Raw genomic sequence first — 24,533 nt, forward strand, 5'->3', positions numbered from 1 at the left:
GGCTTCTTGAACAGAGGACTTGAGCTTCGGCTAGTGGCACTGGCTTCGGGCAGCGACTTACGGACCAGCCAAGAAAAAGATTCGAACTCAAACCACGCCTCGCCGCGAAGTCAAATCCTTATTGGTTATCGGACGATCTCCTTTGTGAGATCATCAATGGGAATCGGACGCGAGTTGCCCAATAGTATTGGTGACCATGATCTGTGAATCAAGTGCTTTCGAACACCTGACCATAGATAGTATCTCCGTTCCAGACCAGGGGAAAATTTATTTGCGTCGATGTGGGAATTGACGATAAGAAATGCCAGTGGAACTGTGTACGGCTCGCTGCAATCCCACAGGTCCGAAGGCGGATGCTGCAAGCTATGTTCATATTTGTAAGTCGCAGCCCAGGATGCTAGGTACAGACCAATTATCAAATGAAAGATGAAGATTGACCGAAGCGATAACTTTGGTAATTGTGTTCGCTTCAGCATGATATGATTGCCAGAGTCCGAATGATTGCTTGTCCGATAACGTTACGCGTAACCGGGAACGCGCGGGAAAGTTTCTAACTGCCATCAAACTCAACTCGCGTTCTCCGGTTCACGCGATGGTTCCCCGCCGTTTTGGACTAAGGCTAACTGATTGCGGAAGTAACGGATTCCGCCTTGCGAAACCTGAGGAACAACCGCTCTATAGCCGTACAAATAATCACGGGAACGATAACAACAATCGCGATCTCGGCGACCTTAAATGGAACAAACGGTTTTAGATACCAAAGATAATTTACGATGATGTGGTTCAACGGAATCGGCATCAAGCCCAAAATCATGCCAGCAATCAGGCGAACAGAAACGGGTGAACGTACAAAGTACCCTCGCATTGGCGAAAGCAAATTGACTGCACCAACCGCTCCCGAGAATGCGAAGTAAGGCACATAGGAAGCAACAAACTGCGTTGGTGTAGCGATAAACGGGCGAGAATCGGCGCGGAGACTATGGCTAATCCACGATACAACTCCGAACGCGATAGTCGCAGTCGAGGCGAACGCAAACCAATGAAGCCGTTGCGCCGATGTTGGCTGCGATTGAATGTCAGGCGGATGGTAAGGGTTCATGCTTGTCAGCCGGGGAACGTTACACATCACCGAGTCGGGACGGTTGATGTTCCATTTGAAAAAGCTCGCAAGCCCGACTTCGGTGCAGTACGCCCAACATGGGCGTGATCTTGTGGGGTGAAAGTCCCCTGTACTTATTTCCGGTTTCTTTCAACACGAGGCAGTATACCAAATGTAACTCTTACGAAAGACAGTACGAGGCGAAGGCAACTGCGGAAGGGTGACCAACCGTGGGGAGGAAGCCTGCGAATGTGCTCGTGAAGCTGGAAAACGCCGAGAACAGTTCTGGTTCAACAATGACCGAATCAGGCGAGGTTTAACGCAAACCGTCCCAGCCACATTCACGCCAAGACCCGCCAGGTGACGAACAGAAACCCGATACGAGGCCGACGACTCGAGGTGAGTGGGCTGCTGACCACGAAACCAAACCGGAAGAACGGGCGCAGGTAGATCGGGCACTTGGGCGGGGACAGATCACGTGTCTCGGTGCGATCGCATCAATCCGCGACGTCCCTTATTTGGGGAGATCTCGATGCGTACCCGTGAGTAGGGCTTGCCCGAAAGGCGGGACGAGTGCGGCAACGCACCTCGTGCAAAGAGAAGTCAGCAGAGGGCATAGTATTCGACCCACGCGGTCGTCGAAGGCCCGAAGGGAACGAGCAAGTACGTGTCCGTTGTCATTCGCGAAAGAATCATCGCCGTACGGCGTTTTCTAAGCGGCATGACAACGGTCCCAATGGCTTGGGTCGTCATGGCAACATGGCGATTTAAAACTCGTGCTCAACCGCCGTATGCGGACCCGCATGTACGGTGGTGTGGGAGGGGTCCCGGGCAACCGGGCCCCTATCCCGATTGTGATGGTTATCCGCTTCGTCACAATCCCAGCTTAACGGTTGGCCAGACCTTGTCCCCGAACTCGTCTTGGAGTTCACCAAGTCGCTCTACTTCTACCGATTCAGAACTTGCCATCATAGCAGGCATCTCTATTACCAATGATTGTAGTTCCGTTAACGAGTGGAGCGCTGTTTCTAATTCTGGCGTGATCTTTCCGATTGGCAACTCCACGGCGGTGGCCCGACGTTCTTTCGTTTTGCCGAAGAGAATCTCGGCAAGCGTGAGTTTGGGCTGCGTTTGTGTTCCAACACACGATATGTCGTGTTGCGAGTAGTATTCGTAGCCGGGTAGCTGTCCAACGCTAATAGATTTCGTGGAGCCCATCCACGGCTGTTGATAGCCGTAATAGGTTTTTCCACCGGCCTCCTTGATTGCGGATAGCGCCCGTGCCTCTGGATCGTGCGTTCGCCAGGCGAGATAGACCGCGAGCAGTGCAATCAAGACGAGAAGGGTTTTCAACCCAAAACGGATTCGTCGCATCACTTCATTCCAAGCGGATAACGCCACGCGTCACCGGGTACGCGCGAAAGATTTTCCATTTCAAATCCGCTCAACTCGCGTACTCCGGTGCACGCGATTGTTCCCCGTTTCATGACTCTGGGAAGTAACGCTCGGGCGGATCGGCAACAACACAATCAACAAACGAGTCGAAGGACAAGCCAAATGACTCGGGAAGGTCGTCTTCATAATCCCAGTCTACGAAAATTTGGCTGGGATCTTCAATCGACATCAGCAGACTCTCGCCATCCTCACCGACGGCAAAATGGAAGTACCGAAAGTCATATTTTTCACAGTAGTCGATTGCGGAAGGCGTCATCGTTACGAAGTACTGTACCCACAAACGAGCGTTGGCACCGCAGTCTCGCGAGAACCCATGACAAAATAGTGTTGATCGAAGGTCGTATAGACGTTTGAGCTGAAGCGGAACGTCACATCCGAATCTGCGTACGAAGTAGTCGTAACGAGGTGATTCGAAATCAGCGATCCGTGTCCGTTGGTGCTCGGCGATCTTCATGCGGATAGGATCGTCCATCATTCTTCATTCGGGGAACGTCCGCCGTCACCGGGTACGGCGAGTTGATTTTCCATTTGTAAACGCGCGACGCCGTACTCCGGTGCACGGCATGGTTCCCCGCGTTATGTGTCGTGCGTCAAATCGAGTATCGTTTGCGAGATGTCCTCGCCTGGCGCACACGACACACGACTACGGCAGTATCATCCCAAAGGTCGCCGGAGGCAAGGCGAACCATGTCGACACATGCACGCGGAATAGCAAAAAAGTCGGTACGACCCATGAGTGGTGTAATTTGCTCGCGTTTGGCATAGTTGAAAAATCCGTCTGAACCGACCAGAAGGAGTCCATTGAGTGGACCATGCCAGAATGGAGCGGGGTTGGCAGCTTGGGAGCCAAGTAGCGGCTTGCGATTCTGCGTGCGAGTCAAGTCAGTAATGTCAGCCCCGTCAATCACCCAAGCGCAACTATCGCCGACGCTCGCGCCCAGAATTCGATCGGGATGAACGTCGACAATCACAGCGGTTGTCTCACCAGTGTGCACGCGAAAGTCAAGTTGCGAGAGAAATTCGGACCAGTCAGTGGAGTTGTCAATCGCAGTGTAGTTCGCTCGCGTTTCGCGAATTACTGTTTCGGCCGCAATGTGTCCGTCGCCTGTGCCACCAGCGCCATCGGCGACCACGATCAGTGTGCGGTCGCCATCGGTGATGACGTCGATGCGATCGTCGCATCGTTCGCGATACGCTTCGACAACATGAGCAGTTTCAAACGATGTCATGAATGGGCATCGAGGATTTCAGTCGGGGAACGAAATGCGATCTATCCGATGGTCAGGCGTTAAAAAAGCTCAACTTGCTAGTTGAGCTGGCCGCCTGACTTTCGGATAGATCGTGCGTTGAACTTTGTCGATCGTGATCGCCACCCTGGAAAAAACGTATGCGGATTCAATCCGGCGGCTCGATCACAACCAGCCCTGATTTTACACCCCTGGATTGCTCGAGTGCAAGTTGTCGCGACTGTTGCACTTTGCTTGGCAGCGTTTCCGCACGGTTTTGGCCTTCATTCCTGACTCCGGCGCAGCACCGAAACGGCGATCTCGTCATTGAGAGAACGCATTTCGGACTACCCACTAAGATCAATCGTGTCCCTTTGCTAGTCATCGCGATACCACCACGGTCGATATTGGCTGGACATCACATCGCTCCATGAGGGTTTGCTCGACCACCGGATCAGTTCCATCTCTTCGTCACAATGCGGACACGTAGGCACTGTGTCTTCGTCACTCGGCTCATCGTGTTCTGGCTTGGCGTCCGCTGCTTGCGGCGGCTCGTCTTGCGAGTTCATCCAAGCCGCACATTCTTTCAGATACCGATCACGATGACGGTTGCTGAAGCCGCCGTAACGGCGTGACTTGGTAAAGCCCCTGGGAAGAATGTGCATCGACCAACGACGGGCGAACTCGATCCCGCTAAGTGTGTACGGGGCACTACGGCCATCGCCGCCGCCAGTCTGATCGCCGACGCGTGCCCAAAACTGAACCTTTCCGTCTTCATGCGAGATCAACCGACGATCACTGATCGGACCACCGGTCATGTAACGTGCCAGGTACTTCGCGACGTGTTCCGGGCGGCAGTCTTCGTTCGGCGGAGCCTGGATGAACGATACCCATGTCTTGTTCTCAAAACGCCCCAGCCACTCGTCCCAATTCGCCTGGTCTTTCAAGCGACTCCAGTCACCTTCCAGCTTGAGCTTTTCCCGCTCACGCAGTTGCACAAGACCCTTTAAGACGAACTCCCGATAGCGTTTGCGAAGTTCCTTGGCATCCACCAAGTACGGCGTCGACGATGGCTTCCCGCTCCGCTTACGACTGCTGATCCACCCCGGACGCGATCGATCAAGTGACGGGCCACCGCCAGGAACTAACGCATGGACATGCGGATGCGCTTCGAGCTTTTGATTCCAAGTATGCAGGACCATCGCTGCGGCAGCCTCGAATCCTTGTTCCAACGCAATCTGGTCACGCAGAGCTTGCCAAGCGGAATGAAACAATAGGTTGTAGATTTCTCGACGGTTGCCCAACGACAACGCGGCGAGTTCTTCCGGCAACGTAAAGACGACTTGGAAATAGGTGACACCGGGAACCAGCAATTCGCTAGTGGAGTCCAGCCAATCGGCTCGCTTGGCACCGCTGCACTGAGGGCAGTGTCGGTCACCGCAGGAGTTGTACAGCGGTGTCTCCGACTGGCATCCTCGGCAGCGATAGACATGGCCTCCTAAAGCCCGTGTTCGGCACAGCGACAGTTTCGCCAACGTGCTTTGAACCTGGGGCACCGCCTGCACACCATGCTTCTGAAGGTAGCGCGGAGCGTACCGTTTAAGTAACCCGGCAACACTCAAGCCGGGTGCTGACGCAACCGTCTCGTCGAGCTTCTCAATACCGGCCGCAACCGGACAAGCAATTGCCGCCGAAGGCGGACTTGGGAGGACAATCATTGCGAACCGAACAGTGAGCAAGCGGTGACACACTGCCTCGCCTTGCTCGGCAAGTGGTGGTCAAAACCACCAAGGCTATTCACAAGCCTGTACGCCGCATTCGATTTCGCTAGTTATCCGGACAACGAATTTGTATATCCGAGCGCCCCTCCTGCAACAACCGTTCTGCGCTATCGCTCCGATGCCCTATCTGGGTTGCCATGAGCAACGCGATGGCGGCTCGCCGCCGGCGCTCAAACGCAACGCACCTACGTCGTCACGATTACGCACTCCGATCACGATCGATTAAGTTCAACGACCGCGATAACCGAGTCGCGGCGATTGATTTTCCATTGTGAAGTCGCCCGGCTCCGCGACTTCGGTTCATCGCATTGTTCTGCATTTATTCTGACGATATGAAGTATCCTAGCACATTCGCGAGTCGCTCAAGCAACGCACGGGTTTGTGTCTCGTGAGAATTGTAGAGATACAGGACATGGATAGGTCCGTTCGGGATTACGACGCATTTCAGGAAATGTTTATCCGACCGTCGGTCATTTCCAACAATCATCTCAACTGCATCCATGAGCGGCACCATCGCCTGATCCTTCGCTTCATGAGTCATGTCTGAGCGTTGGGCGAGATCTTTAGCTGCGTAACGTACTCCGCGGTCATTGTCGCATTGTACGAATCCGAATTCAGCCGTTGCTCTGCGCACCACTTCTTCGGCGCCAAGGTTTTCAGCATCGTTCTTTGGCCGCAGGCTTGTCATGGCTGTGAATGCAGAACGATTAAGTTCACCCCTTTCGGCGTAGAGAGTTTGACCTACTAACCGACTTGGGGCCGAAATGGGGTGCAACGTATCGTTGAACTGGCCGGGTTCTAGTTTACCGGCTCACCGATGTTGAGGCCATTCCCTTAGGGCATTACCACTTTGAGTGCCCTTTTCCCGGTCAATTTGAAGCCGGGGCAACGCCGCTGGACGATCTTTTTGAGACTTTTCCACCATCTAAACGCTCTCAGTCTATCCAAAAGCTCGAAGCACAACCCCGCTAGGCCAGTTCAACAACATAATTATACAGGTTTGAACCGGTATATGCTCATATACCGGGCTTTATCTTGCTAATATATCCCGCTGATGCCTGGAGAGCTAGCCAGAAACCACTAGGCTGCGAAGGCGATCTGTGGGTCTGGGTTGACTGGGCGGTTAAGGAGTTTTGTCTTCGCCATGGGGTTGCTGAGATGATTGATGAGTTTATTCGTCGGATGGGGTCGTATCCGGTGGGTGAGGCGGACCGGCAATGGTTTCCGATTTGGATCAGACGTTATCGGGAATTCGGTGGGTTTGCTCCGGATGTCAAGTTCGAAGTGGACCGCGGGAAGACGATCGATTTTTGTCGCGCGCTGCGCCGCAATGAGACGGACGCTTGGCAGCGACTGCAGGCGGTGAGGGCTTTGATCGCGTACCGCACGCTGATTTTAGAAGTGTCGGACGATGAGCTTCTCGATGTGCGGCAAAAGCTGACCGAGCTGGCCGCGATCGAGGCTGCCAAGGCCAGAGAGCGATCCGGGCATCCGACTCTCGGTGGCGCGGAGCTTGCCGAGCCACCGATCGAGGATGGCCGGGTGATCGAAGGGGAGCCGGAGTATTTGACGGAATTTCGCCGCACGCTGAGGCGACACCGCAACAAGTACGATACCGAAAAGGCGTATACGTCTTGGCTCGTTCGGTTTTGTCGTTGGGCCAAGGTGGACGACCCGGTAAGCCTGGGCGAAGCAGCGATTCGTGAGTTTCTCACCGAGGTGGCGCTTGGTAATTCGCCCGGATCGCTGAATCATGGTGATCGACCGACGGGGCGTCGCGTCAGCCGATCCGCTGGAGGAAGTGACGGAAACAAGCGGGCGGCCGAGTCGGGGACAATGGAGGTTGCCGTTGGGAAAGGCAGCCAAGATTATGACGTCGAGTGGGATATTCCCGATGACGAGTTGCCTAAGCATTTCGGCTCCGGATGTGCGGCCAGTACTCAGAACCAAGCGAAGTCGGCTTTGTTGTATTTTTTTCAAACTCATCTTGGACGCGAGTTGGGTTTTATCGATGCGGCACACGCCTCGGCTCCGCCTCGCTTGCCCGTCGTTCTGGATCGGGACGAAGTGATTGATGTCCGGCAATATGTGAAAGGGTATTTGCCTTCCTTGATGTTTGACTGCGTCTACGGCTCGGGGCTTCGGCATAAGGAATGCCGTCGTCTTCGCATCAAGGACCTCAACTTTTCTCAGCGTCACATCGTGGTCCGAAATGGCAAGGGCGACAAAGACCGTGTCACTGTCTTGCCCGACTGTTTGGTGGAACAGTTGCAGAAACACATTGAAATGCGTCGTGGGCAGCATCAGCGTGATTTGGAAGATGGTTTTGGCGAAGTGCATTTGCCCTATTCGCTTGCCAAAAAGTACCCCAGCGATTCTCGCAAGTTTTGCTGGCAGTTTGTCTTTGCATCGCCGCGGATTCGCAGGGACCCGCGCAGTGGAAAGCATTGGCGGCACCATGTGAGTGAATCAGTGCTGCAAGAGGCGTTCTCGGCGGCGCTGGCGAGATCTTCGTGTGATAAGAACGCGGTGCCTCACACGCTGCGCCATTGTTTTGCAACGCATTTGCTTGAAGATGGCGCGGACATCCGGACGGTTCAGGAGTTGCTCGGTCACAAGGACGTGAAGACGACGATGATTTACTTGCACGTGATGAACCGGCCGGGCCTCTCGGTCAAGAGTCCGCTGGATCAGATGCGGCTGAAGAAGCCGCGATGAGAGAGCCCGCTGTTTATCTCATGCACTCCTGGTTGGGGCGACGTTGTTGGTTGCTGGGCTTCTTTTGACCTTTCGTGCCTTTGAGGTGCGGGCTGGTGAGAAAGATCTTGGGAGCGGGGGCAGAGCCTCCGAGGCAGTGCGTTCCCAGGCGAGAGCCCTCTTTATCCTACACAAGTTATCTTGTATTGCTCCCCTGCCAGCTCGTCTGGCAGGAAGCCGAGGTTGGCAGGCTAGACATAAACCGCGATTTGCGGAAACTGCAGGTTTTCACTTGTGCTCGCCGCTTCAAGCGGCGAGCACAAGTGAAAATCTGTGGACGGGTAGGGCGTCGGTGTTCTAGCTTGCGAACCTTATTCACCCACGAGACAAGCTCGTGGGGGTCAAGAATTCACCCACGAGACGAGATCGTGAGGGTGCAAAAAAGATGTGGGGTATAAAGAGGGCGGGAGCCTGGGAACGGGTTCCCGAAGGACTTGCGGTGTTTCACCGCAAGTCCTTTTCGAGAATCAATAGGGCTGACAGGAATCGAACCTGCACTCCAGTAAAGGAACTGGATCCTAAATCCAGCGCGTCTGCCAGTTCCGCCACAGCCCCATGTTGAACGACCGGCGATTGTTTTGGCTCGCCGATCGTTTCAGACTCATGGTGAGTTTCTTATGCGTTGCCCGCTTCGCCTGCTTCGGTGGCGGTGGGCACGACCCAAACCTTCAGGCTCGCTTCGACTTCGCTGTGCAGGTGAATCTTGACCGTGTAGAGGCCGAGTTCTTTGAGCGGTCCGTCGAGGCGGATTTGGTCTTGAGCCAAGTGGATGCCAACGCTCTTAAGGGCATCGACGATTTCGTGTGGTCCGACGCTGCCGTAGAGGTGGCCTTCGTCGTTGGCGTTGGCTTCGATCGTGATCGACTGCTTGGCCAATTCGTCGGCTTGCTCTTGGTAGCTGCGGAGTTTCTCGAGTTCGATCGCGCGAAGTTTTTCACGGTGCTTTTCGACCATCCGTTGGTGGTGGTCGGTGGCGATCGTGGCGAGGCCTTGCGGCAGGAGGTAGTTCATCGCGTAGCCGCTTTTGACTTCCACCAAATCGCCTTGGCGACCGAGGTGCTCGACATTGTGGATGAGCAGCAACTGGATGCCGCCGTTGGCACCCTTGGGCAGACGTTTGAAGTGGCTGGTGGAACGCCGGGTAACAGCTGTGGTCATGGCTGGGAGTGAGGGCTGAGTGTGATGGAAAAATGGAATGGTGGAACGGGTTACGGAAGAAGCGATGGTGGTCGATTAAAACGGAATCTCGTGTTCTTCGTATCCCGGTCCGTCGCCCGTCGGTTGGGCATCGCGTGCGGGTTGTGATTCTCGGGCGGGCTGGCTGGCGACGGCTTGTGAGGGCCGACTCGAGTTAACGTAATTGGATTGTTCGAAGTGGTTTTCGCGGACGCTGCCTTCGGAACCGGAGCCGCCACCGGGCTTGGGGCCGATCAGTTGCATTCGTTCGCCGATGACTTTCACGCGAGATTGTTTCTGGCCGTCTTTTTCCCACGTATCTTGTTTGAGTTTGCCTTCGATCAAAACCGGCGAACCTTTGGAAAGGTATTCGCTGGCGACTTCGGCGTTTCTTCCGAAGAAAACGATATTGAAGAACGAGGGGTCGTCGACCCAATTCCCTTCGTTGGTTTTTCGTCGATCATTGACGGCGATCGAAAAATCGGCAACGGCCATTCCGCTGGGAAGGTAGCGTAACTCGATGTCCCGAGTCAGGTTGCCCAGCAGGATAACGCGATTGAAATTGGCCATAGTGGACGCTCCCTAGCTATCGGTGATTGTCGCAATGATCGGAGAAGACCGGCGAGCTTAAGCCTCGACAGCGTCTTCGACGTCATCGGTAACGTCGTCTTCGTCGACGTCGTCATCAACACCGATGGTATCGATTTGCGGTCCGGCGAAGTGTTCGCCACGTGCGTTGGCGAGGATCGGTTCGACCAAGCGTGGGTCCAAGCGGATTGTCAGTTGGCGAATGACCGGCTCATAAAGTTTGAAGGCGCGATCGATCTTCGGCAGCGTGGGGCCTTCCATGCTGAAATAGATTAGGTAATAGGTGCCTTTTTGATGCTTGTTGATCGGATAGGCAAGTTTCTGTTCCATCCACATCCGACTGACGTGAACTTCACCGCCGAGATTGGCGATGATGTCATCGAGCTGCTTGCTGACGCCACCGGGATCGCGGGCGTAGTGATTGCTGTCGAGGATGAACAGGGTTTCGTAGGTGTTGACTTTGGCCACGGCTAAGAATCGCGGGGAGATCGGAGGGGGGTGATTAAATGGGTTAAATCTAAGAGTTGCCAATGACGAGGCGACTCGTAGACGATGGTGAATTAAGTGGCCGGAGCGTTGTATCGGGTCATCGCCTCGGTCATTCCGTCACGGACCCAGCATTCGATCGCGTCGCAGGCGCGTCGGATCGCTGAATCAATGGCGGGTTGTTCTTCTTCGGTAAACTGTCCGAGAACGTAATCGGTCACCTGCCATTTGGCGGGCGGTCGATCGATTCCGATTCTTAGTCTGGGGTACTGGTCCGTACCCAGATGTCGAATCGTGTCGGCGAGGCCTTTTTGGCCGCCGGCCGATCCACCGCTCCGGATCCGAATCCGCCCGAGGGCGAGGTTCAGATCGTCGCAGATGAGGATCAAGTCCTCGGTTTCAAGTTTGTAAAAATCAATCGCCTTGCGGACGCTTTGTCCACTGGCGTTCATATATGTATGGGGACAAAGTACCAGCCCTTTGCCCGAGCCGATACGCATTTCGCTGATTTCGCCCCCGAATTTTTTGTTCGGCGGGGTGCCCATGTGTCGCCGGACCAATTCGGCGGCGACCATGAAACCAACATTGTGACGTGTTTTCTCGTATTCGCGACCGGGGTTACCCAGTCCCACGATCAATTTCACGCGTCTTCGTCTTCTCCGGCGCCGCCCTTGCTGATTACTTCAGGTTCGGAGCCGACTTGAGCTTCGCCCGAATCGCCTTCGCCACGCGGGGCTTCGACGTGGGCCAAAACGGTTTCGCCGTCGGTGATCAGTTCGACGCCCTCGGGCAATTTCAATTGGTTCGCGGTGGCGTTTTGGCCGAGGTGCAAGTCATTGATGTCGAGGACGAGGCTTTCGGGGATCGAATCGGCGGCACAGCGGATTTCAACTTCGCGGACATTTTCGAGCAAGATGCCGCCTTCTCGGGTGCCGATCGCTTCGCCGTGCAACTCGACCGAAACGGTGACTTCGATCTTTTCTTTGAGGTTCACGCGGATCAAGTCCATGTGCAGGACTTCGATGCCGAGTGCATCCCACTGCATTTCGCTGACCAAGGCGGTCTCATTGACGTCGCCGGTCAATTTCACCATGCGGCTGTGGTGTCGCAGCAAACCTTTGACTTGGGCGTGCGGGATGGCAAGGTGTTCGTTGGCTTCGCCGTGACCATACAGGACGGCGGGAACGTGACCGTCGCGACGCAATCGACGGGTGGCAGCCGTTCCGGTGGAATCTCGTTTAGTGGCTTGAATGACGTCCGTCATGGCGGGACCGGTTTAACAAAAAGTGGTGGCGTTGGGTGGAGATGGATTTTTTTTGAAGCACGGCAGTATGGCGATTTTCGAATTGTTCGCAAGCCCAAAGTGAGGCCCCCCTTGACGGTTTTGGCGGCATTGACAGATGAAGATGCAATCCACACGCTTTTCGCGTGCGTCCTTCTGTTTCAAACTCCACCGATTCCGTCGTCTGTACTTCCGAAAGTCCCATCATGCCCTCTGACGCGAGAACCATCGTTTACACGTACACCGACGAAGCCCCGGCGCTCGCGACCCGGTCGTTGTTGCCGATCCTGCGGGCGTTCACGGCTTCTTCGGGCTTGGGGTTTGAGCTCAAAGACATTTCGCTGGCCGGCCGGGTGCTGGCCAGTTTCCCCGAACGACTCCGCGACGACCAAAAGACGCCCGATGCGCTGGCCGAGCTAGGCGAATTGGTGAAACAGCCCGAAGCCAACGTGATCAAGCTGCCCAACGTCAGCGCGTCGATCCCGCAACTGACCGCCGCGATCTCGGAATTGCAGGCCAAAGGCTATGACGTTCCGGATTTCCCGAGCGAGCCGAAAACAGATGATGAAAAAGACATCCGCAGCCGCTACGCGAAGGTCCTCGGCAGCGCCGTCAACCCGGTCCTTCGCGAAGGCAATTCGGACCGCCGGGTTGCCGCCCCGGTGAAGGCCTACGCTCAAAAGAACCCACATTCGATGGGTGCGTGGACCGCCGAGTCCAAAACCGCGGTCGCGCAAATGAGCGAGGGCGATTTCTACGGCAGTGAGCAGTCGATCGTACTAAGCCGGGCGGACAAACTGCGGGTCGAACACGTTTCCGACTCTGGGGAAGTTACCGTCTTGAAAGAGGCGATCGCGGTCGAGGAAGGTGAGATTTTTGACGCCGCCGTCATGCGAGTCGGGTTGCTCAAGCCATTCATCGCCGAGGCGGCCGCGAAGGCGAAGTCCGAAGGTGTGCTGTTGTCGCTGCATTTGAAGGCGACGATGATGAAAGTATCTGACCCGATTTTGTTCGGTCATGTCGTGCGTGTTTTGTACGCCGAAGCGTTCGAGAAGCATGCGGAGATTTTTCAACGAGTTGGCATCGACGCCAATCAAGGCCTGGGCCAAGTATTCGACAAGATCGCCGAATTGCCCGCCGACGAGCGAGCCTTGGTCGAAGCGACGATGGCCAAAGTCGAATCGGAACTTCCGTCGATCGCGATGGTCGATTCCGATCGCGGTATCACCAACCTGCACGTCCCAAGTGACGTGATCATCGACGCGTCGATGCCCGCCGCGATTCGATTGGGCGGCAAGATGTGGGACCGCAATGGGCAACCGCAAGACACGATCGCGATGATCCCCGACCGATCCTACGCGGGGGTTTATCAAGCGGTCATTGATGATTGCAAAGCCAACGGCGCGTACGACGTGACCAAGATGGGCAGTGTCGCCAACGTGGGTTTGATGGCCAAGAAAGCCGAGGAGTACGGATCGCACGACAAGACGTTCGAGATTCCCGCCGCCGGTCACGTACAGGTCGTCAACGGCGATGGCGAAACGCTGCTGAAGCACGAAGTCGAGGCGGGCGACATTTGGCGGGCCTGTCAAACGAAAGAGGTTGCGATCGTCGATTGGGTGAAGTTGGCCGTCAACCGATGCCGCGCGACCGGGGCGGCGACGGTTTTTTGGCTGGATTCAAATCGCGCTCACGATCGAAACGTCATCAAAAAGGTAGAAACCGAACTTGCCGAGCACGACACGCAAGGTTTGGACATTCAAATCCTCGCCCCGGTGGAAGCCACTCTTCACGCGTGCGGCCGTGCCCGTCAAGGGCTCGATTCGATTTCAGTAACCGGGAACGTTCTGCGTGATTACCTGACGGATCTTTTTCCGATCTTGGAATTGGGCACGAGTGCCAAGATGCTCTCGATCGTACCGCTGTTGGCCGGTGGAGGTATGTTTGAAACCGGCGCGGGCGGATCGGCTCCGAAACATGTTCAACAGTTCGAAGCCGAGAATCATTTGCGATGGGATTCGCTGGGCGAGTTCTTGGCGATCGCCGTTTCGCTCGAAGACCTCGCGGCAAAGACGGGCAATGAATCGTTCGCCGTGCTGGCCTCGACCCTCAACGACGCGACGGGCCGTTTCTTGGACGAAGACAAATCGCCGTCACGCAAGGCGGGTGAGTTGGACAATCGGGGCAGCCATTTTTACCTGGCGATGTACTGGGCCGAGGCACTCGCGGCGCAAACGCAAAGTCCCGACCTGCGATCGCAGTTTCAGCCGATTGCTCAGGCGATGACATCGTCCGAAGCCAAGATCGTCGGCGAACTCAACGAAGTCCAAGGCTCGCCGGTCGACATCGGTGGTTACTACTTCCCCGACCCTCAAGCGGCCGACGCGGCGATGCGTCCGAGCGCCACGCTCAACGCGATCATCGAAACGATCGCCTCCAAGTAGGCTGGGTCGAAGCCGCTTCGGCAAAGACCCGGCATCGAATCGCGGTTGATCCCAAAAGTTTAAGTTTAAGTTTAAGTTTAAGTTTAAGTTTAAGTTTACGGGCGATTGCCGGGTGTTCGTCGCAGAGCCTCCTCCACCCAGCCTACGGTCACCCAGCATACGGTACTACGGCTAGGGGGCGTAGACTTTGGCGGGGTCGACTAGTCTGGGTTCTTGAACCGTCCATTTGCCGTCGGTGTCGATCGTTCGGAAGAAGCAGCTTTCGTAGCCTTCGTGGCAGGCGGCTCCGGTTTGATCGACGTGCAAGAGGATGCAATCGCCGTCACAATCGATTTGGATTCGGTGAACGATTTGCTGATGACCGCTGGTTTCGCCCTTTCGCCATAGCTTTCCACGCGAACGGCTGAAATAAACCGCCCTTCCGGTCTGCACCGTTTCGTCGAACGCGGTTTGATTCATCCATGCGACCATCAACACCCGGCCCGACTTGGCGTCTTGCGCGATTGCAGGCAACAAGCGATCACCACTGTCTGCACAGGGGACGCCGGCGTCGAAGTTGGGTAGCGAAGTTTCGCGGGGAGTTTCGGAGGAGTGGTTCATTGGGTGGCGTTCTAAGTGCGGTTACGTCGCAACCATGCAAGCCCGACGCGTATCAGTATGTTGATTCAATTCGCCGTAGCGAGTTGGCGGCGGTTAACCGAACGCCAACCGGGGCTAGCAGGCTGTTGATTTAGTCCTCATCGAAACCCAAAGCGTGAGTTTTGAGGTTGCGCTTTTGCCTGTGACATTGGTTTATCGTAACCCGAAGCGTAAGCGAGGGATGAGTCAATATCAATTATCCCTCGCTTACGCATCGGGTTACGAAAAAAGCGCAACTTCAAAAAGCGTGAGCGAGGGATACATACAAAAGATTTAATGGTGTTCAATCCCTCGCTGACGCATCGGGTTACGATTAAATCAACAGCCCGCTAGCAGGCTGTTGACTTGGTCTGCATCGCAACCCGAAGCGTCAGCGAGGGATACTTACAGAGGATTGAATGGCTTTCAATCCCTCGCTGACGCGTCGGGTTACGATTAAATCAACAGCCCGCTATCGCCCATCGCCTGATTGTTGTCATTCGGTGTTCGAATAACGCGATGCGTGGCGATAACGGGTATCGGGGCAGTCGAACGAAAATTGCTTACATCGGCATATTGATTACGATCTTGCCGCTGAGTCGGTCGCTGTCGTCGAGCGTGGCGGACTCTTGCAGTACGTGAGCCTGGGACGCGTCTTCGAGCGGGAAGCGGGCGCTGATGTTCGCGGAAATTTTTTCGTCGGCCATCCAGCGGGAAAGATCTTCGGCCGCCGTTCGCATCTCGATCGGTGTGGCTTTGAACATTACAAACCCGTGCACCGAACATTCTTTGACGTAGAACGGGCCGACCGGGAACATTGGCGTGGCGTCCCGTCCGGCCATCAAGACCATCCGACCACGAGGCGCCATGACATCGACCGCCATCGCAAAGTCGGGTTCCCGACGGGTTTCCCAAAACACGTTCACGCCGCCGGGGGCGAGTTGCTTGGTCCGTTCGCCGATCGACTCGCTCTTGTAAAGAATCACTTCGTCCGCCCCGAGTTCCTTGAGCAAGCCGGCTTTGGCGTCGCTGCCCGCGGTCGCGATCACGCGGGCTCCGGCGGCGACGGCCATCTGCACGACCATCGACCCGACGCCCCCGGAACCGCCGATCACGAGGATCGTTTCGCCGGGCTGCAGTTGGGCTTCGCGGAACAAACCCAAATGGGCCGTCACGCCGACGAGGGCACACGCGGCGGCGTCTTCGAACGAGACCGAATCGGGTAGTGAGAAAACCCATTTATCGTCCACGGCGATCTGCTCGGCAAACGTACCCTGACGTCCGAGCAAACCTTGGTTGGTCGTCCAAACGCGATCACCGACGGCGAGACGTTTGACGTTCGCTCCGACCGCGTCGACGATTCCGGCCGCATCGCAACCGATGATGAACGGGGACGGCAAGTCCATTGCGACGACCCCTGATCGAACATACGTGTCGATCGGGTTGACGCTGGCGGCGTGAACGCGGATGCGGACTTGGTCCGGGCCTGGCTCCGGAATCGCCAGTTCACCGATTTGAATTTGGTCAGCCGGGCCGGGTTGGGGAATGAAGGCGGCTTTCATGGGGAGTCGCGTTGGAGAAGAGACGGTAAAGCGGTTTAGCCGCCAATATACAAGCGCGAAACGCAGTTTTGACGTTGCGCTTTTTTCGTAACCCGCTGCGTAAGCGAGGGATAATTGATATTGACTCATCCCTCGCTTACGCTTCGGGTTACGATAAACCAATGCCACAGGCAAAAGCGCAACTTCAAAAAGCGCAAGCGAGGGATGGGGCAATATTAATGATCCCTCGCTCACGAACGTGTTGATTTAATTCGCATCGTAACCCGAAGCGTGAGCGAGGGATACATACAGAGGATTGAATGGCGTTTCATCCCTCGCTCACGCTTCGGGTTACGATTAAATCAACACGCCGTCTCGCGTCGGGCTTGTAGCCGTTGCGTTCTTAAAGAACCGAACTCGACGATAACAGATGCATAAAGCCAAAACCGGCTGCGCGATACTGCTTATCATAACGGATGCGAATCTCCGTTTCGATGGGATCGTTCTAAGCCGACGCGGCTTGTTCGCGAGCAAACGGGACGACCGACGCATCACCGTCGCCGGCGAATCGATCGAATCGGCGACGGGTTAGCGGGCTCGAGTCGGCGGAGATTGCTGACGCACGCTGATTAGATTGCATAGCCCTGTGCTGCGGCATCCTCTGCTGCGGCATGACCGTGCATCGCATCATCGACCATTGGTCTTGGGTCATCTCCAGTTCGCTCTGCGTGAACCAACCCACCGCCGGGCTGAACGATTGTTGGCGGAGAACGACAGGCCGCTCGCGAACCGAGATCAACTCTTCGCAAAAAGTTCGCGCCGAAGGTAATGAAGGCGAGGATGATGCCTCGGGAGTTTGCTCGGTATGCGGATCGAAGAGTCCCAAAGAGCGGTTCGTTGGCATGGTTGCCGATGGCATCGATCGCAATACGACGATCAGGCGTTCGTGCTCGGTATTGCCGGGAATGACCGAAAGGATGGTTTCGTTGGTGGTCATTTGGTGAGGATCAACTTTCCTTGGCGGGTCCGACGAAGACGATAAATTTGCCCTTCGTTTTCGATCCAAATCTCGTCGCCACAACGAGCGAGCGACTCGAATCGAACGACTTTCAATGTATGCGACGAATCCGGCTTGACCGATTGGGAAGCCTCGGCGGCGAGCGAACCGACGGCATCGGGGACGACGGCATCGGGAGCGACCGATTGGGCGTCCGCCGAGGCAGCCGTTTCCATGGCTTCGGCGACGTGATTGGGTCGTTCGGTCATGTCCATCAGAACGTCGATCTGTCCGCGAATGATTCGGCAAATTGAAAGTCTTCGGTAACAATCTAAGCACCGCCCGATCACCGATCAAGCCTTATTGCGAATGATTTTCATTAAAAAGAGGCGTTTGTGGGAGGCCCTTTTTCCGGCAAAAGAGGTTTCATCGTTACGGAAAAGCTGCTAGGGTTTTGACCCCCCGCGAGTCGCTCCCGGGGGCTTCCGGGGTCTGCGGTTTGCCTGTTTGAGGCGACGGAGGCTCGTCCCGCGAACGATTTTACGTACAGGAGACCTTTGTTTTTCTTGCCCGGCCACGTAGGCGAATCGGCCCTGGCGAGTGAAATACTGACCACGTTCGGATGCGTTGTTTCAACCCTCGTTTAACGATGGTGCTTGTTTGCTTGGCGGTGACTTTCTTGAGTCTCCTGACGCCAGGTTCCGCTGAGGATGCGTCTGGGCCGCCTGGGGGCGATGAACCCGCAGGGTCCCAACCGATTCCGCCCATTGTTTGGACCCGATCTCGCTTCGAAAACGTCCGCGAAGGCTATCAATCACTGACGTGGGAACCGTTGCCGATTGAAGCTGACGTCACCTACGAGGTCGTCGACGAGTCCGACAATGTTTTCTACCGCGGCGGGCTACCCGAAGCGTTCATCTCGGGGCTGCCCGATGGGGAGCACACGTTTGAGGTCCGAGCTTGGACGACCAACGCTTACGGCGATGTAGTCTTGATCGCCGCCAGCGACACACCGGCGGTCGTGTTGGTCGATCATTGGCCGATGTCTCAAGCTTGGATCTTGCTCGGCGTGGGGGCGATCGTCTTTGGGATCTTGATCGGTTTGATCGTGATCGGTGACCGAATGGTTCGCGCGGAGACGGTATCGTGAATTCGATGTTGGCCACGGCGGTGCTATCGCCGGCGGCGGGTTACGTGATGTTGGCCTGTTTCAGTGTCCTGTGGATCGGGCTGGGTATCTGGTGGGGTCGACGAGCCCAATCGTACGACGGATTTGCGGTCGCCGGTCGTAACGTCGGCTTGGCTCTCGGCACGGCCACGGCGGTGGCAACCTGGATCACGTCGAACACGACCATGCTCGCGCCGCAGTTCGCGTTGCAACTGGGCATTTGGGGAGCGGTCGCGTACTCGACGGCGAGTTTCGGCTTGTTCGCGTTTGCACCGATGAGTGGTCGGATCCGACAACTGATGCCCAAGGGTTACACGGCGGTCGAATTCGTGCGACGTCGTTACGGAAGCTTGGGGTCGATTCCGTTTTTGTTGATCTCGGTTTTCTACGCGATCACTTGGTTGATCTCGATGTCGATGGCGGGCGGTAAGCTGTTGGAAGTTTTGTCGGGAATCCCGTATCCGGTCGGGATGACCGTGGTCGTCTCGGTTTGCGTGTTGTACACGTTGTTCGGTGGCATGTACGCGGTGATCGGCACGGACTTCATTCAGATTTGATCATCTTGGTCGGATTGGTCGTCGTTGCGATCGCGGTCTTGATTCAAATCGATATCGCCGACGTGCATAGCAAGTTATCAACGAACCGACCGATGCTGTTGTCGGTCTTCTTTCCGGCCGCCTTGATGGCGTTGTTCAACAAAATGTTGTTCGGTTTCGGTGAGATCTTTCACAGCAACGTGTGGTGGAGCCGCGCGTTCGCGATGCGTGAAGGTGTCGGCCCCAAGGCTTATGCGTTGGGCGGGTTGCTGTGGTTGCCGGTGCCGATCGTTGCCGGGTTCTTGGGTTTGGCCGCGCCGGCCCTCGGGATTGGGATCAGCCAACCGGACACGGTCGGGCCGCTCGTGGCGGCAACGTTGTTGGGGACCGGTGGGGCGTTGCTGGTGTTTGTGGTCGTGTTTTGTTCGTTGGCGTCGAGCATCGACAGTTTATTGGCGGCGACTTCGGACTTAATCGTCAATGACATCATCGAGCCGATTCACCGACAAGTCTCATCTGGGAACCGTTCGCGTATGACCGATGCGACGAAGCGGCGAGCGTCCTCCATCGCGATCGTCTGCTTAGGCGTGCTTTCTTGGGCGGTCGCGTATCCGAACATCGGGTCGCTCGCCACGGTGCTGTTCTTTGCCGGGCCGATGGTGGGCAGTTGCATTTGGCCGATCGTCGGCGGACTGTACTTCCGACGTCCGAGCCCTTCAGCGGCGGGCGCATCGATGGTGATCGGTACGGCGGTGGGTTTGTGGTCTTACTTCGCGATCGGGTGGTTCGTCGCTTCGTTGATCGGGGCGAGTGTGTCCGGCATCGTTTTCGGATTGTTGACGTGGCTCGCACCGGACGATTTTATTTTCGCATCGCTGGCCGAGGAGACGCCTTAATCTCATGTTTCCATTGTGGTTACTTCAATTTTTGGTGATCGGTGCGTTGGTGCTCGCGTGCGTCGGCGTGGTGGCTCTGGTCATTTTCCTTTTTATCGATTCTCGAGATCAACAAATCTGGTGAGTGACACCGACATGCTATCAACCAAACAAAAGAACAATGCGTTGACCGCACATGCGACGAATTCCAAGGGGCAACGACTCAGCCCGATTCGATTGCTCGACTACACCCACGGCAAGATCGATGAAGAAGCTCTCGCGGCACTAGCGGGTCAATCGATCTTGAACCCGCGTCAGTTCGACCGTCGCACCGTCGTGGCGATCGCCCAACTGGCCGCATTGTTAGAGTCCCGCAATGTCGAAATGGACAAACCACTCGACGGCAAGATCGCGATCACCGCGTTCTTCGAAGCGAGCACGCGGACGCGGTTGTCGTTTGAAAGCGCCGTCTTGCGACTCGATGGCAAAGTTCTGTCGGTTCCCGACGGTCAAGTCACGGGAATCGCAAAGGGGGAATCGCTGGCCGATATCGGCGAGATGTTCAATACCTACGGCGACGTGGTCATCATGCGACATCCCGACACGGATTGCCTTGATGAGATCAGCAAGAACCTCGAACGTCCGTTGATCAACGCAGGTAATGGTTCGGGGCATCATCCGACACAAGCATTGATCGATTGGTACGCACTTCTGAAATGGCGTCCGGAACTGTGCAGCCCGATTTGTCCGGAGGAAAAGAAAGTTCATCTGGGCATCATCGGAACACCGGGTTCGATGCGAGCGGTCAAGAGTTTTGTGCGGTTAGCGCTGATGTTCACCGGAGCGGTCAAGAAAATCACGCTGATCTCCGAGTTGGCCGATCCGGTCGGGTTGGATTTGACCGAGCCGATCGAGGAATCTCCGATCCCGATCGAAATCACCAACGACGCGCAAGAAGTGTTGTCACAGCTAGACGTTGTGTACGTCAATTCGATCGCGTTCTTGGGTGATAGTTATCGCAACTTGGACGCTCGCTACAAATTGGATGCAAGCAGCAACTTGAAACCGGACGCGGTGATCTTGCACCCGCTCGCTCGCAACGACGAACTCAGCGAAGACCTCGACGAGACGGACCACAACCTGTATTTCGCTCAGGCTGCCGGAGCCGTTTTCGTCCGCCAAGCCGTGTTGGTCGCGGTGCTGGATCGTATGTCGGCGTTGGGGCTGGGGTAGCTGGTGGCGGTTAGCTGTTGGCGGTTAGCGGCTCGATGCCGGGTCTCCGCCGAAGCGGCTGCGACCCAGCCTACTTTTCAATCTTCAATCTTCAATCTTCAATCTCCACCATGTGCGGCATAACCGGTTTTTGGAATCCTTCTCGAACGAACGAACGCGACTTGCGGTTCGCACTCGATCCGATGCTCGATGTTCTCGACCATCGCGGCCCCGACGAACGCGGTAGTCGGTTCTTTCGCGAGCAAGGCGTTGCGATGGGGCATACGCGGCTGTCGATCATCGGTTTGGCGTGCGGGCACCAACCGATCGAAACCGATGACGGCGACTACGCGGTCACCGTGAACGGTGAACTGTATGGATACAAACGCGTCCGAACGCAACTCGCTTGCCAACAATACGAATGCAGCGGCAAGAGCGACAGCGCGATCACGTTGCCGCTGTATCTCCGTGACGGCATCGGTTTCGTCGAACAACTTCGCGGCGAGTTCGCGATCGTGTTGTTCGATGCCCGCGAGCAACGATTGATCTTGATTCGCGACCGGTTCGGCATCAAACCGCTGTACTATCACGCCGGCGACAACAGCTTGGTTTGGGGATCGGAAGTCAAATCGATCTTAAAGCATCCCGACGTCACGCCGCGTCTGTGCCCCAAGGCCGCCGTGCATCAAATGATGCAGGTGATGGTGCCTGGATCGACCGCGTTCGAGGACGTGCACGCGGTCAAACCCGGCCACATGTTGATCGCGACTCGACGTGGGGATCGATTAGAAATCGAAACCAAACGATGGTGGGATTTTGAATTTCCTACGTCCCATGAAACCGGCGTCGACCCGGGCGAATACGTGCAAGGGGTTCAGGGTCGTTTGATCGACGCGGTGGCGACCCGCCTCGAAGCGGACGTGCCGGTGGGTTGTTATTTGTCCGGCGGGATCGATAGCTGTTCGATCTTGGGGCTCGCCACGAATTTGCAACAATCGCCGATCAAGGCGTTCACGATCGCGTTCGATAGCGACGAATACGACGAATCAAACATCGCCAAACGAATGGCCGAGCGAACCGGTGCGGAACAGGAACTGTTGCGTTTGACCGAAAAAGAGCTTTACGGGCCGGCGTTCGAACGAGCGACTTGGCACGCCGAGCGGACGTTTTACAACACACTCGCGGTGGCCAAATGGCACATGAGTCGCCGGGTACGAGCTTGCAACTACAAAGCCGTCATCACGGGGGAAGGTTCCGACGAACTGTTCGGCGGCTATCCGTTCTTTCAACGCGATTGGCTCGGCCGTGACGACGAGGGCGGCATCTTCGCCGGAGCGATCTTGGCCGAAGCGGACCAAACGCACGCCGCGTGGGAGTCCTTGTGCGGGTTCACGCCCTCGTGGATCCAGCCGTGGATGTTGGTGCTCGATCGCGTCAAGCCGTTGTTACACTCATCGATCCAGGACATGTTGCAAACTTATGACCCGATCGCCGAGGTCGCCGGTGCGATCGATCCAGACATGGTTCGCGGCCGCCACCGTTTGGATATCTCGCAGTACACGTGGAGCAAAACGATGCTCGAGGGTCAAATCCTGACCTGGGGCGGCGACCGCATGGACATGGCCAATTCGATGGAAGCCCGCCCCGCATTCTTAGACCATCACGTCGCCGAGTACGCGACCACGATCCCACCGGACGTCCGCATTCGCGACGGTGTCGAAAAGTGGGTGCTGCGTGAAGCGATGGTCAACGTGTTGCCACGTGAATTATATGAACGCAAGAAGTTTGCTTTCATGGCACCGCCCGCTCACACCGATCCGGTGAAGCGGGCCGCCGTCGAGGAAATGATCCATCATTGGTTGACCCCCGAGCGAGTCGCCGCGGTCGGTTTGTTCAACCCGGCAAAACTCTCAAAATTCCTGAGCGACGCGTGGCACGAAACCGACGGCACGCTGGCCCGCCGCAACGACATTATGATCAACCACACTTTGCAATTGCACATGCTGCACGGCCAATACGTCGAGGGGTTGCCGCTGCCGGCGGTGGATTGATCATGAAAACGTTTGAAGTGAATCTCGAACGGATCAAATCCGATATCCTCACTCTCGCCTCGATCGGTCGCCACACCGACGATCACGGCATTTATCGGATGGCGTTTACCGACGCGGATATGGAAGGCAAGCGTTGGCTGGAGGATCGCTTTCACGACGCCGGTTTGTCGCACCAACGCGATGGCGCCGCCAATGTTTCGACACAAATCGACGGTTCGAGCGACTTACCGCGGATCTTGGTCGGATCGCATATCGACACGGTTCCTTGTGCCGGTGCACTTGATGGTACCTTGGGCGTGATTGTCGGATTGGAATGTTTGCGATGTCTTCAGGAAGCGGGCGTGTCCGTCCGGCGCACCATTGAATTAGTTGCCTTCAGTGACGAGGAAGGACGGTTCGGCGGGATGTTCGGTTCCCAGTCGGTTTGTGGGCAAATCAATCCTGAAAAACTCGCCACGTTGACTGATATGAATGGTGTGAAGCTGCAAGACGAATTGCGTCGTCACGGCCTTGATCCGATGGCGGCCTTGGACGCCGCCCGCGATCCCGAGTCGATTCACGGTTATCTCGAACTTCACATCGAACAGGGACCCGTGCTCGATCGTTTAAAGAAACCCGTCGGGATCGTAGACGAAATCACGGGACTGTTCACGTGGGCGGTGCGATTGAAAGGGGAAGCCAACCATGCGGGCACGACACCGATGGACATGCGCAACGACGCCTTCATGGGTCTGGCCGACTTCGCCCATGAGATCCCTCGCATTCTCGAAGAAAACGGCAGCGACCGCAGCCGGGCGACGATCGGGAAAGCGCAGATCCTGCCCGGCGCGACCAATACCGTACCGGGTTTGGTCGAGTTTTCACTCGACGTCCGCGACACCTCCGAAACGATCTTGGAAGAATTGTCGGTCGCGTTTCGCAAGGCGTTGTCGGCGATCGCGCGTCGCCGCAACTTAATGTTCGAGTTCGAATTGAAAAGCTACCTCGCACCGGTCCAGTGCTCCGCAACGATGGTCGATGCGCTCAAAACACAGTCCACGCGATTGAACTTAGACGCTCACGCGATGCCCAGCGGGGCGGCCCACGACGCCCAAATCATGGGACGAATGGTGCCTGTTGGCATGATCTTTGTACCGAGCAAAGGTGGACAAAGTCACTCGCCCGCCGAATGGACGGCGTGGTCGGATATCGCTGCGGGAGCGAACTTGATGCTGCATACTCTTATCGAACTGGCCAACTAG

23 protein-coding genes and 1 tRNA gene are annotated in these 24,533 nt (G+C 56.2%); 8 read left to right on the plus strand and 16 right to left on the minus strand.

The genetic code is table 11. The features are described from left to right. Nucleotides 1-619 precede the first annotated feature (619 nt). From Pla100_RS19205 to Pla100_RS19230, 6 genes are all read right to left on the minus strand, one after another. Nucleotides 620-1,099: a hypothetical protein gene (locus Pla100_RS19205; RefSeq protein WP_146579327.1), complete on the minus strand. Its 480-nt coding sequence runs from the start codon at nucleotides 1,097-1,099 to the stop codon at nucleotides 620-622. Nucleotides 1,100-1,972: 873 nt separating this feature from the next. Continuing rightward, a complete protein-coding gene (locus tag Pla100_RS19210; RefSeq protein ID WP_146579328.1) occupies nucleotides 1,973-2,473 on the minus strand; it encodes a hypothetical protein in 501 nt (166 codons plus the stop codon). A gap of 109 nt (nucleotides 2,474-2,582) precedes the next feature. Then, entirely contained in the window at nucleotides 2,583-3,029 is a 447-nt protein-coding gene (locus Pla100_RS19215; RefSeq protein WP_146579329.1) for a hypothetical protein, read from the minus strand. Between the two features lie 115 nt (nucleotides 3,030-3,144). Then, a complete protein-coding gene (locus Pla100_RS19220) occupies nucleotides 3,145-3,783 on the minus strand; it encodes a protein phosphatase 2C domain-containing protein (RefSeq protein ID WP_146579330.1) in 639 nt (212 codons plus the stop codon). A 374-nt stretch (nucleotides 3,784-4,157) separates the two neighbouring features. Beyond that, entirely contained in the window at nucleotides 4,158-5,498 is a 1,341-nt protein-coding gene (locus tag Pla100_RS19225; protein ID WP_146579331.1) for an IS91 family transposase, read from the minus strand. A gap of 382 nt (nucleotides 5,499-5,880) precedes the next feature. Continuing rightward, nucleotides 5,881-6,249, minus strand: a complete 369-nt coding sequence (locus Pla100_RS19230; RefSeq protein ID WP_146579332.1) for a hypothetical protein — start codon at nucleotides 6,247-6,249, stop codon at nucleotides 5,881-5,883. A gap of 470 nt (nucleotides 6,250-6,719) precedes the next feature. Here Pla100_RS19230 and Pla100_RS32300 point away from each other — a divergent pair, with 470 nt between their 5' ends. Next, the gene (locus Pla100_RS32300; RefSeq protein WP_146579333.1) at nucleotides 6,720-8,279 is read left to right on the plus strand and encodes an integron integrase; all 1,560 of its coding nucleotides are present in this window, start codon (nucleotides 6,720-6,722) and stop codon (nucleotides 8,277-8,279) included. 510 nt (nucleotides 8,280-8,789) lie between these two features. Here the strand turns inward: Pla100_RS32300 and Pla100_RS19240 are convergent. The 6 genes from Pla100_RS19240 to Pla100_RS19265 form a co-directional block, all read right to left on the minus strand. Further along, nucleotides 8,790-8,873, minus strand: a tRNA-Leu gene (locus tag Pla100_RS19240). 60 nt (nucleotides 8,874-8,933) lie between these two features. Continuing rightward, the gene (gene rplI / locus Pla100_RS19245) at nucleotides 8,934-9,476 is read right to left on the minus strand and encodes a 50S ribosomal protein L9 (protein WP_146579334.1); all 543 of its coding nucleotides are present in this window, start codon (nucleotides 9,474-9,476) and stop codon (nucleotides 8,934-8,936) included. 75 nt (nucleotides 9,477-9,551) lie between these two features. Then, nucleotides 9,552-10,064 carry a single-stranded DNA-binding protein gene (locus Pla100_RS19250; RefSeq protein ID WP_146579335.1) on the minus strand — a complete coding sequence of 171 codons (513 nt, stop codon included), beginning with the start codon at nucleotides 10,062-10,064 and terminating at the stop codon, nucleotides 9,552-9,554. Nucleotides 10,065-10,121: 57 nt separating this feature from the next. Further along, entirely contained in the window at nucleotides 10,122-10,550 is a 429-nt protein-coding gene (gene rpsF, locus Pla100_RS19255; RefSeq protein ID WP_146579336.1) for a 30S ribosomal protein S6, read from the minus strand. A 92-nt stretch (nucleotides 10,551-10,642) separates the two neighbouring features. Beyond that, nucleotides 10,643-11,212 carry an aminoacyl-tRNA hydrolase gene (pth, locus tag Pla100_RS19260; protein ID WP_146579337.1) on the minus strand — a complete coding sequence of 190 codons (570 nt, stop codon included), beginning with the start codon at nucleotides 11,210-11,212 and terminating at the stop codon, nucleotides 10,643-10,645. Then, on the minus strand, nucleotides 11,209-11,832 hold the full coding sequence (locus Pla100_RS19265) for a 50S ribosomal protein L25 (RefSeq protein ID WP_146579338.1): 624 nt from the start codon (nucleotides 11,830-11,832) through the stop codon (nucleotides 11,209-11,211). Before Pla100_RS19265 ends, pth begins: the two co-directional genes overlap by 4 nt. Nucleotides 11,833-12,056: 224 nt before the next feature. On the opposite strand from Pla100_RS19265, the gene Pla100_RS19270 reads away from it, so the two are divergent. After that, entirely contained in the window at nucleotides 12,057-14,294 is a 2,238-nt protein-coding gene (locus Pla100_RS19270) for an NADP-dependent isocitrate dehydrogenase (RefSeq protein WP_146579339.1), read from the plus strand. 171 nt (nucleotides 14,295-14,465) lie between these two features. Here Pla100_RS19270 and hisI read toward each other — a convergent pair whose 3' ends face one another. The 4 genes from hisI to hemP form a co-directional block, all read right to left on the minus strand. Continuing rightward, nucleotides 14,466-14,894 carry a phosphoribosyl-AMP cyclohydrolase gene (hisI, locus tag Pla100_RS19275; protein ID WP_146579340.1) on the minus strand — a complete coding sequence of 143 codons (429 nt, stop codon included), beginning with the start codon at nucleotides 14,892-14,894 and terminating at the stop codon, nucleotides 14,466-14,468. 581 nt (nucleotides 14,895-15,475) lie between these two features. Further along, the gene (locus Pla100_RS19280) at nucleotides 15,476-16,474 is read right to left on the minus strand and encodes an NADPH:quinone reductase (RefSeq protein WP_146579341.1); all 999 of its coding nucleotides are present in this window, start codon (nucleotides 16,472-16,474) and stop codon (nucleotides 15,476-15,478) included. Nucleotides 16,475-16,958: 484 nt separating this feature from the next. Further along, the gene (locus tag Pla100_RS19285; RefSeq protein WP_146579342.1) at nucleotides 16,959-17,450 is read right to left on the minus strand and encodes a hypothetical protein; all 492 of its coding nucleotides are present in this window, start codon (nucleotides 17,448-17,450) and stop codon (nucleotides 16,959-16,961) included. Continuing rightward, entirely contained in the window at nucleotides 17,447-17,719 is a 273-nt protein-coding gene (hemP, locus tag Pla100_RS31740) for a hemin uptake protein HemP (protein ID WP_231603246.1), read from the minus strand. Before hemP ends, Pla100_RS19285 begins: the two co-directional genes overlap by 4 nt. Nucleotides 17,720-18,072: 353 nt before the next feature. Here hemP and Pla100_RS19295 point away from each other — a divergent pair, with 353 nt between their 5' ends. The 6 genes from Pla100_RS19295 to Pla100_RS19315 all read left to right on the plus strand — a co-directional run bounded on the left by Pla100_RS19295 (nucleotide 18,073) and on the right by Pla100_RS19315 (nucleotide 24,533). Beyond that, nucleotides 18,073-18,600, plus strand: coding sequence for a hypothetical protein (locus tag Pla100_RS19295; RefSeq protein WP_146579343.1), 528 nt, complete (start codon nucleotides 18,073-18,075; stop codon nucleotides 18,598-18,600). 5 nt (nucleotides 18,601-18,605) lie between these two features. Continuing rightward, the gene (locus Pla100_RS31745; RefSeq protein ID WP_231603285.1) at nucleotides 18,606-19,175 is read left to right on the plus strand and encodes a sodium:solute symporter family transporter; all 570 of its coding nucleotides are present in this window, start codon (nucleotides 18,606-18,608) and stop codon (nucleotides 19,173-19,175) included. Next, nucleotides 19,172-20,050, plus strand: coding sequence for a sodium:solute symporter family transporter (locus Pla100_RS31750; protein WP_231603247.1), 879 nt, complete (start codon nucleotides 19,172-19,174; stop codon nucleotides 20,048-20,050). The genes Pla100_RS31745 and Pla100_RS31750 overlap by 4 nt, the downstream gene beginning before the upstream one ends. Before the next feature lie 135 nt (nucleotides 20,051-20,185). After that, entirely contained in the window at nucleotides 20,186-21,262 is a 1,077-nt protein-coding gene (locus tag Pla100_RS19305; protein WP_146579583.1) for an aspartate/ornithine carbamoyltransferase family protein, read from the plus strand. A 110-nt stretch (nucleotides 21,263-21,372) separates the two neighbouring features. Continuing rightward, nucleotides 21,373-23,292, plus strand: coding sequence for an asparagine synthase (glutamine-hydrolyzing) (gene asnB, locus Pla100_RS19310; RefSeq protein ID WP_146579344.1), 1,920 nt, complete (start codon nucleotides 21,373-21,375; stop codon nucleotides 23,290-23,292). A 2-nt stretch (nucleotides 23,293-23,294) separates the two neighbouring features. After that, nucleotides 23,295-24,533 carry a Zn-dependent hydrolase gene (locus Pla100_RS19315; RefSeq protein WP_146579345.1) on the plus strand — a complete coding sequence of 413 codons (1,239 nt, stop codon included), beginning with the start codon at nucleotides 23,295-23,297 and terminating at the stop codon, nucleotides 24,531-24,533.

It is taken from the genome of Neorhodopirellula pilleata, from assembly GCF_007859915.1.
Taxonomy (GTDB): Bacteria; Planctomycetota; Planctomycetia; order Pirellulales; family Pirellulaceae; genus Rhodopirellula; species Rhodopirellula pilleata.

Excerpts from the sequence above, each read along its gene's own strand:
- Pla100_RS19265 (WP_146579338.1), bottom strand. The coding sequence starts at position 11,832 with ATGACGGACGTCATTCAAGCCACTAAACGAGATTCCACCGGAACGGCT.
- Pla100_RS32300 (WP_146579333.1), top strand. The coding sequence starts at position 6,720 with ATGATTGATGAGTTTATTCGTCGGATGGGGTCGTATCCGGTGGGTGAG.
- Pla100_RS31745 (WP_231603285.1), top strand. The coding sequence starts at position 18,606 with ATGTTGGCCACGGCGGTGCTATCGCCGGCGGCGGGTTACGTGATGTTG.
- hemP (WP_231603246.1), bottom strand. The coding sequence starts at position 17,719 with ATGACCGAACGACCCAATCACGTCGCCGAAGCCATGGAAACGGCTGCC.
- asnB (WP_146579344.1), top strand. The coding sequence starts at position 21,373 with ATGTGCGGCATAACCGGTTTTTGGAATCCTTCTCGAACGAACGAACGC.
- hisI (WP_146579340.1), bottom strand. The coding sequence starts at position 14,894 with ATGAACCACTCCTCCGAAACTCCCCGCGAAACTTCGCTACCCAACTTC.
- Pla100_RS19285 (WP_146579342.1), bottom strand. The coding sequence starts at position 17,450 with ATGACCACCAACGAAACCATCCTTTCGGTCATTCCCGGCAATACCGAG.
- Pla100_RS19305 (WP_146579583.1), top strand. The coding sequence starts at position 20,186 with ATGCTATCAACCAAACAAAAGAACAATGCGTTGACCGCACATGCGACG.
- Pla100_RS19215 (WP_146579329.1), bottom strand. The coding sequence starts at position 3,029 with ATGATGGACGATCCTATCCGCATGAAGATCGCCGAGCACCAACGGACA.
- Pla100_RS19280 (WP_146579341.1), bottom strand. The coding sequence starts at position 16,474 with ATGAAAGCCGCCTTCATTCCCCAACCCGGCCCGGCTGACCAAATTCAA.
- Pla100_RS19230 (WP_146579332.1), bottom strand. The coding sequence starts at position 6,249 with ATGACAAGCCTGCGGCCAAAGAACGATGCTGAAAACCTTGGCGCCGAA.
- Pla100_RS19315 (WP_146579345.1), top strand. The coding sequence starts at position 23,295 with ATGAAAACGTTTGAAGTGAATCTCGAACGGATCAAATCCGATATCCTC.
- Pla100_RS19220 (WP_146579330.1), bottom strand. The coding sequence starts at position 3,783 with ATGACATCGTTTGAAACTGCTCATGTTGTCGAAGCGTATCGCGAACGA.
- Pla100_RS19225 (WP_146579331.1), bottom strand. The coding sequence starts at position 5,498 with ATGATTGTCCTCCCAAGTCCGCCTTCGGCGGCAATTGCTTGTCCGGTT.
- Pla100_RS19250 (WP_146579335.1), bottom strand. The coding sequence starts at position 10,064 with ATGGCCAATTTCAATCGCGTTATCCTGCTGGGCAACCTGACTCGGGAC.
- Pla100_RS19205 (WP_146579327.1), bottom strand. The coding sequence starts at position 1,099 with ATGAACCCTTACCATCCGCCTGACATTCAATCGCAGCCAACATCGGCG.
- Pla100_RS19295 (WP_146579343.1), top strand. The coding sequence starts at position 18,073 with ATGCGTTGTTTCAACCCTCGTTTAACGATGGTGCTTGTTTGCTTGGCG.
- Pla100_RS19270 (WP_146579339.1), top strand. The coding sequence starts at position 12,057 with ATGCCCTCTGACGCGAGAACCATCGTTTACACGTACACCGACGAAGCC.
- Pla100_RS19210 (WP_146579328.1), bottom strand. The coding sequence starts at position 2,473 with ATGCGACGAATCCGTTTTGGGTTGAAAACCCTTCTCGTCTTGATTGCA.
- rplI (WP_146579334.1), bottom strand. The coding sequence starts at position 9,476 with ATGACCACAGCTGTTACCCGGCGTTCCACCAGCCACTTCAAACGTCTG.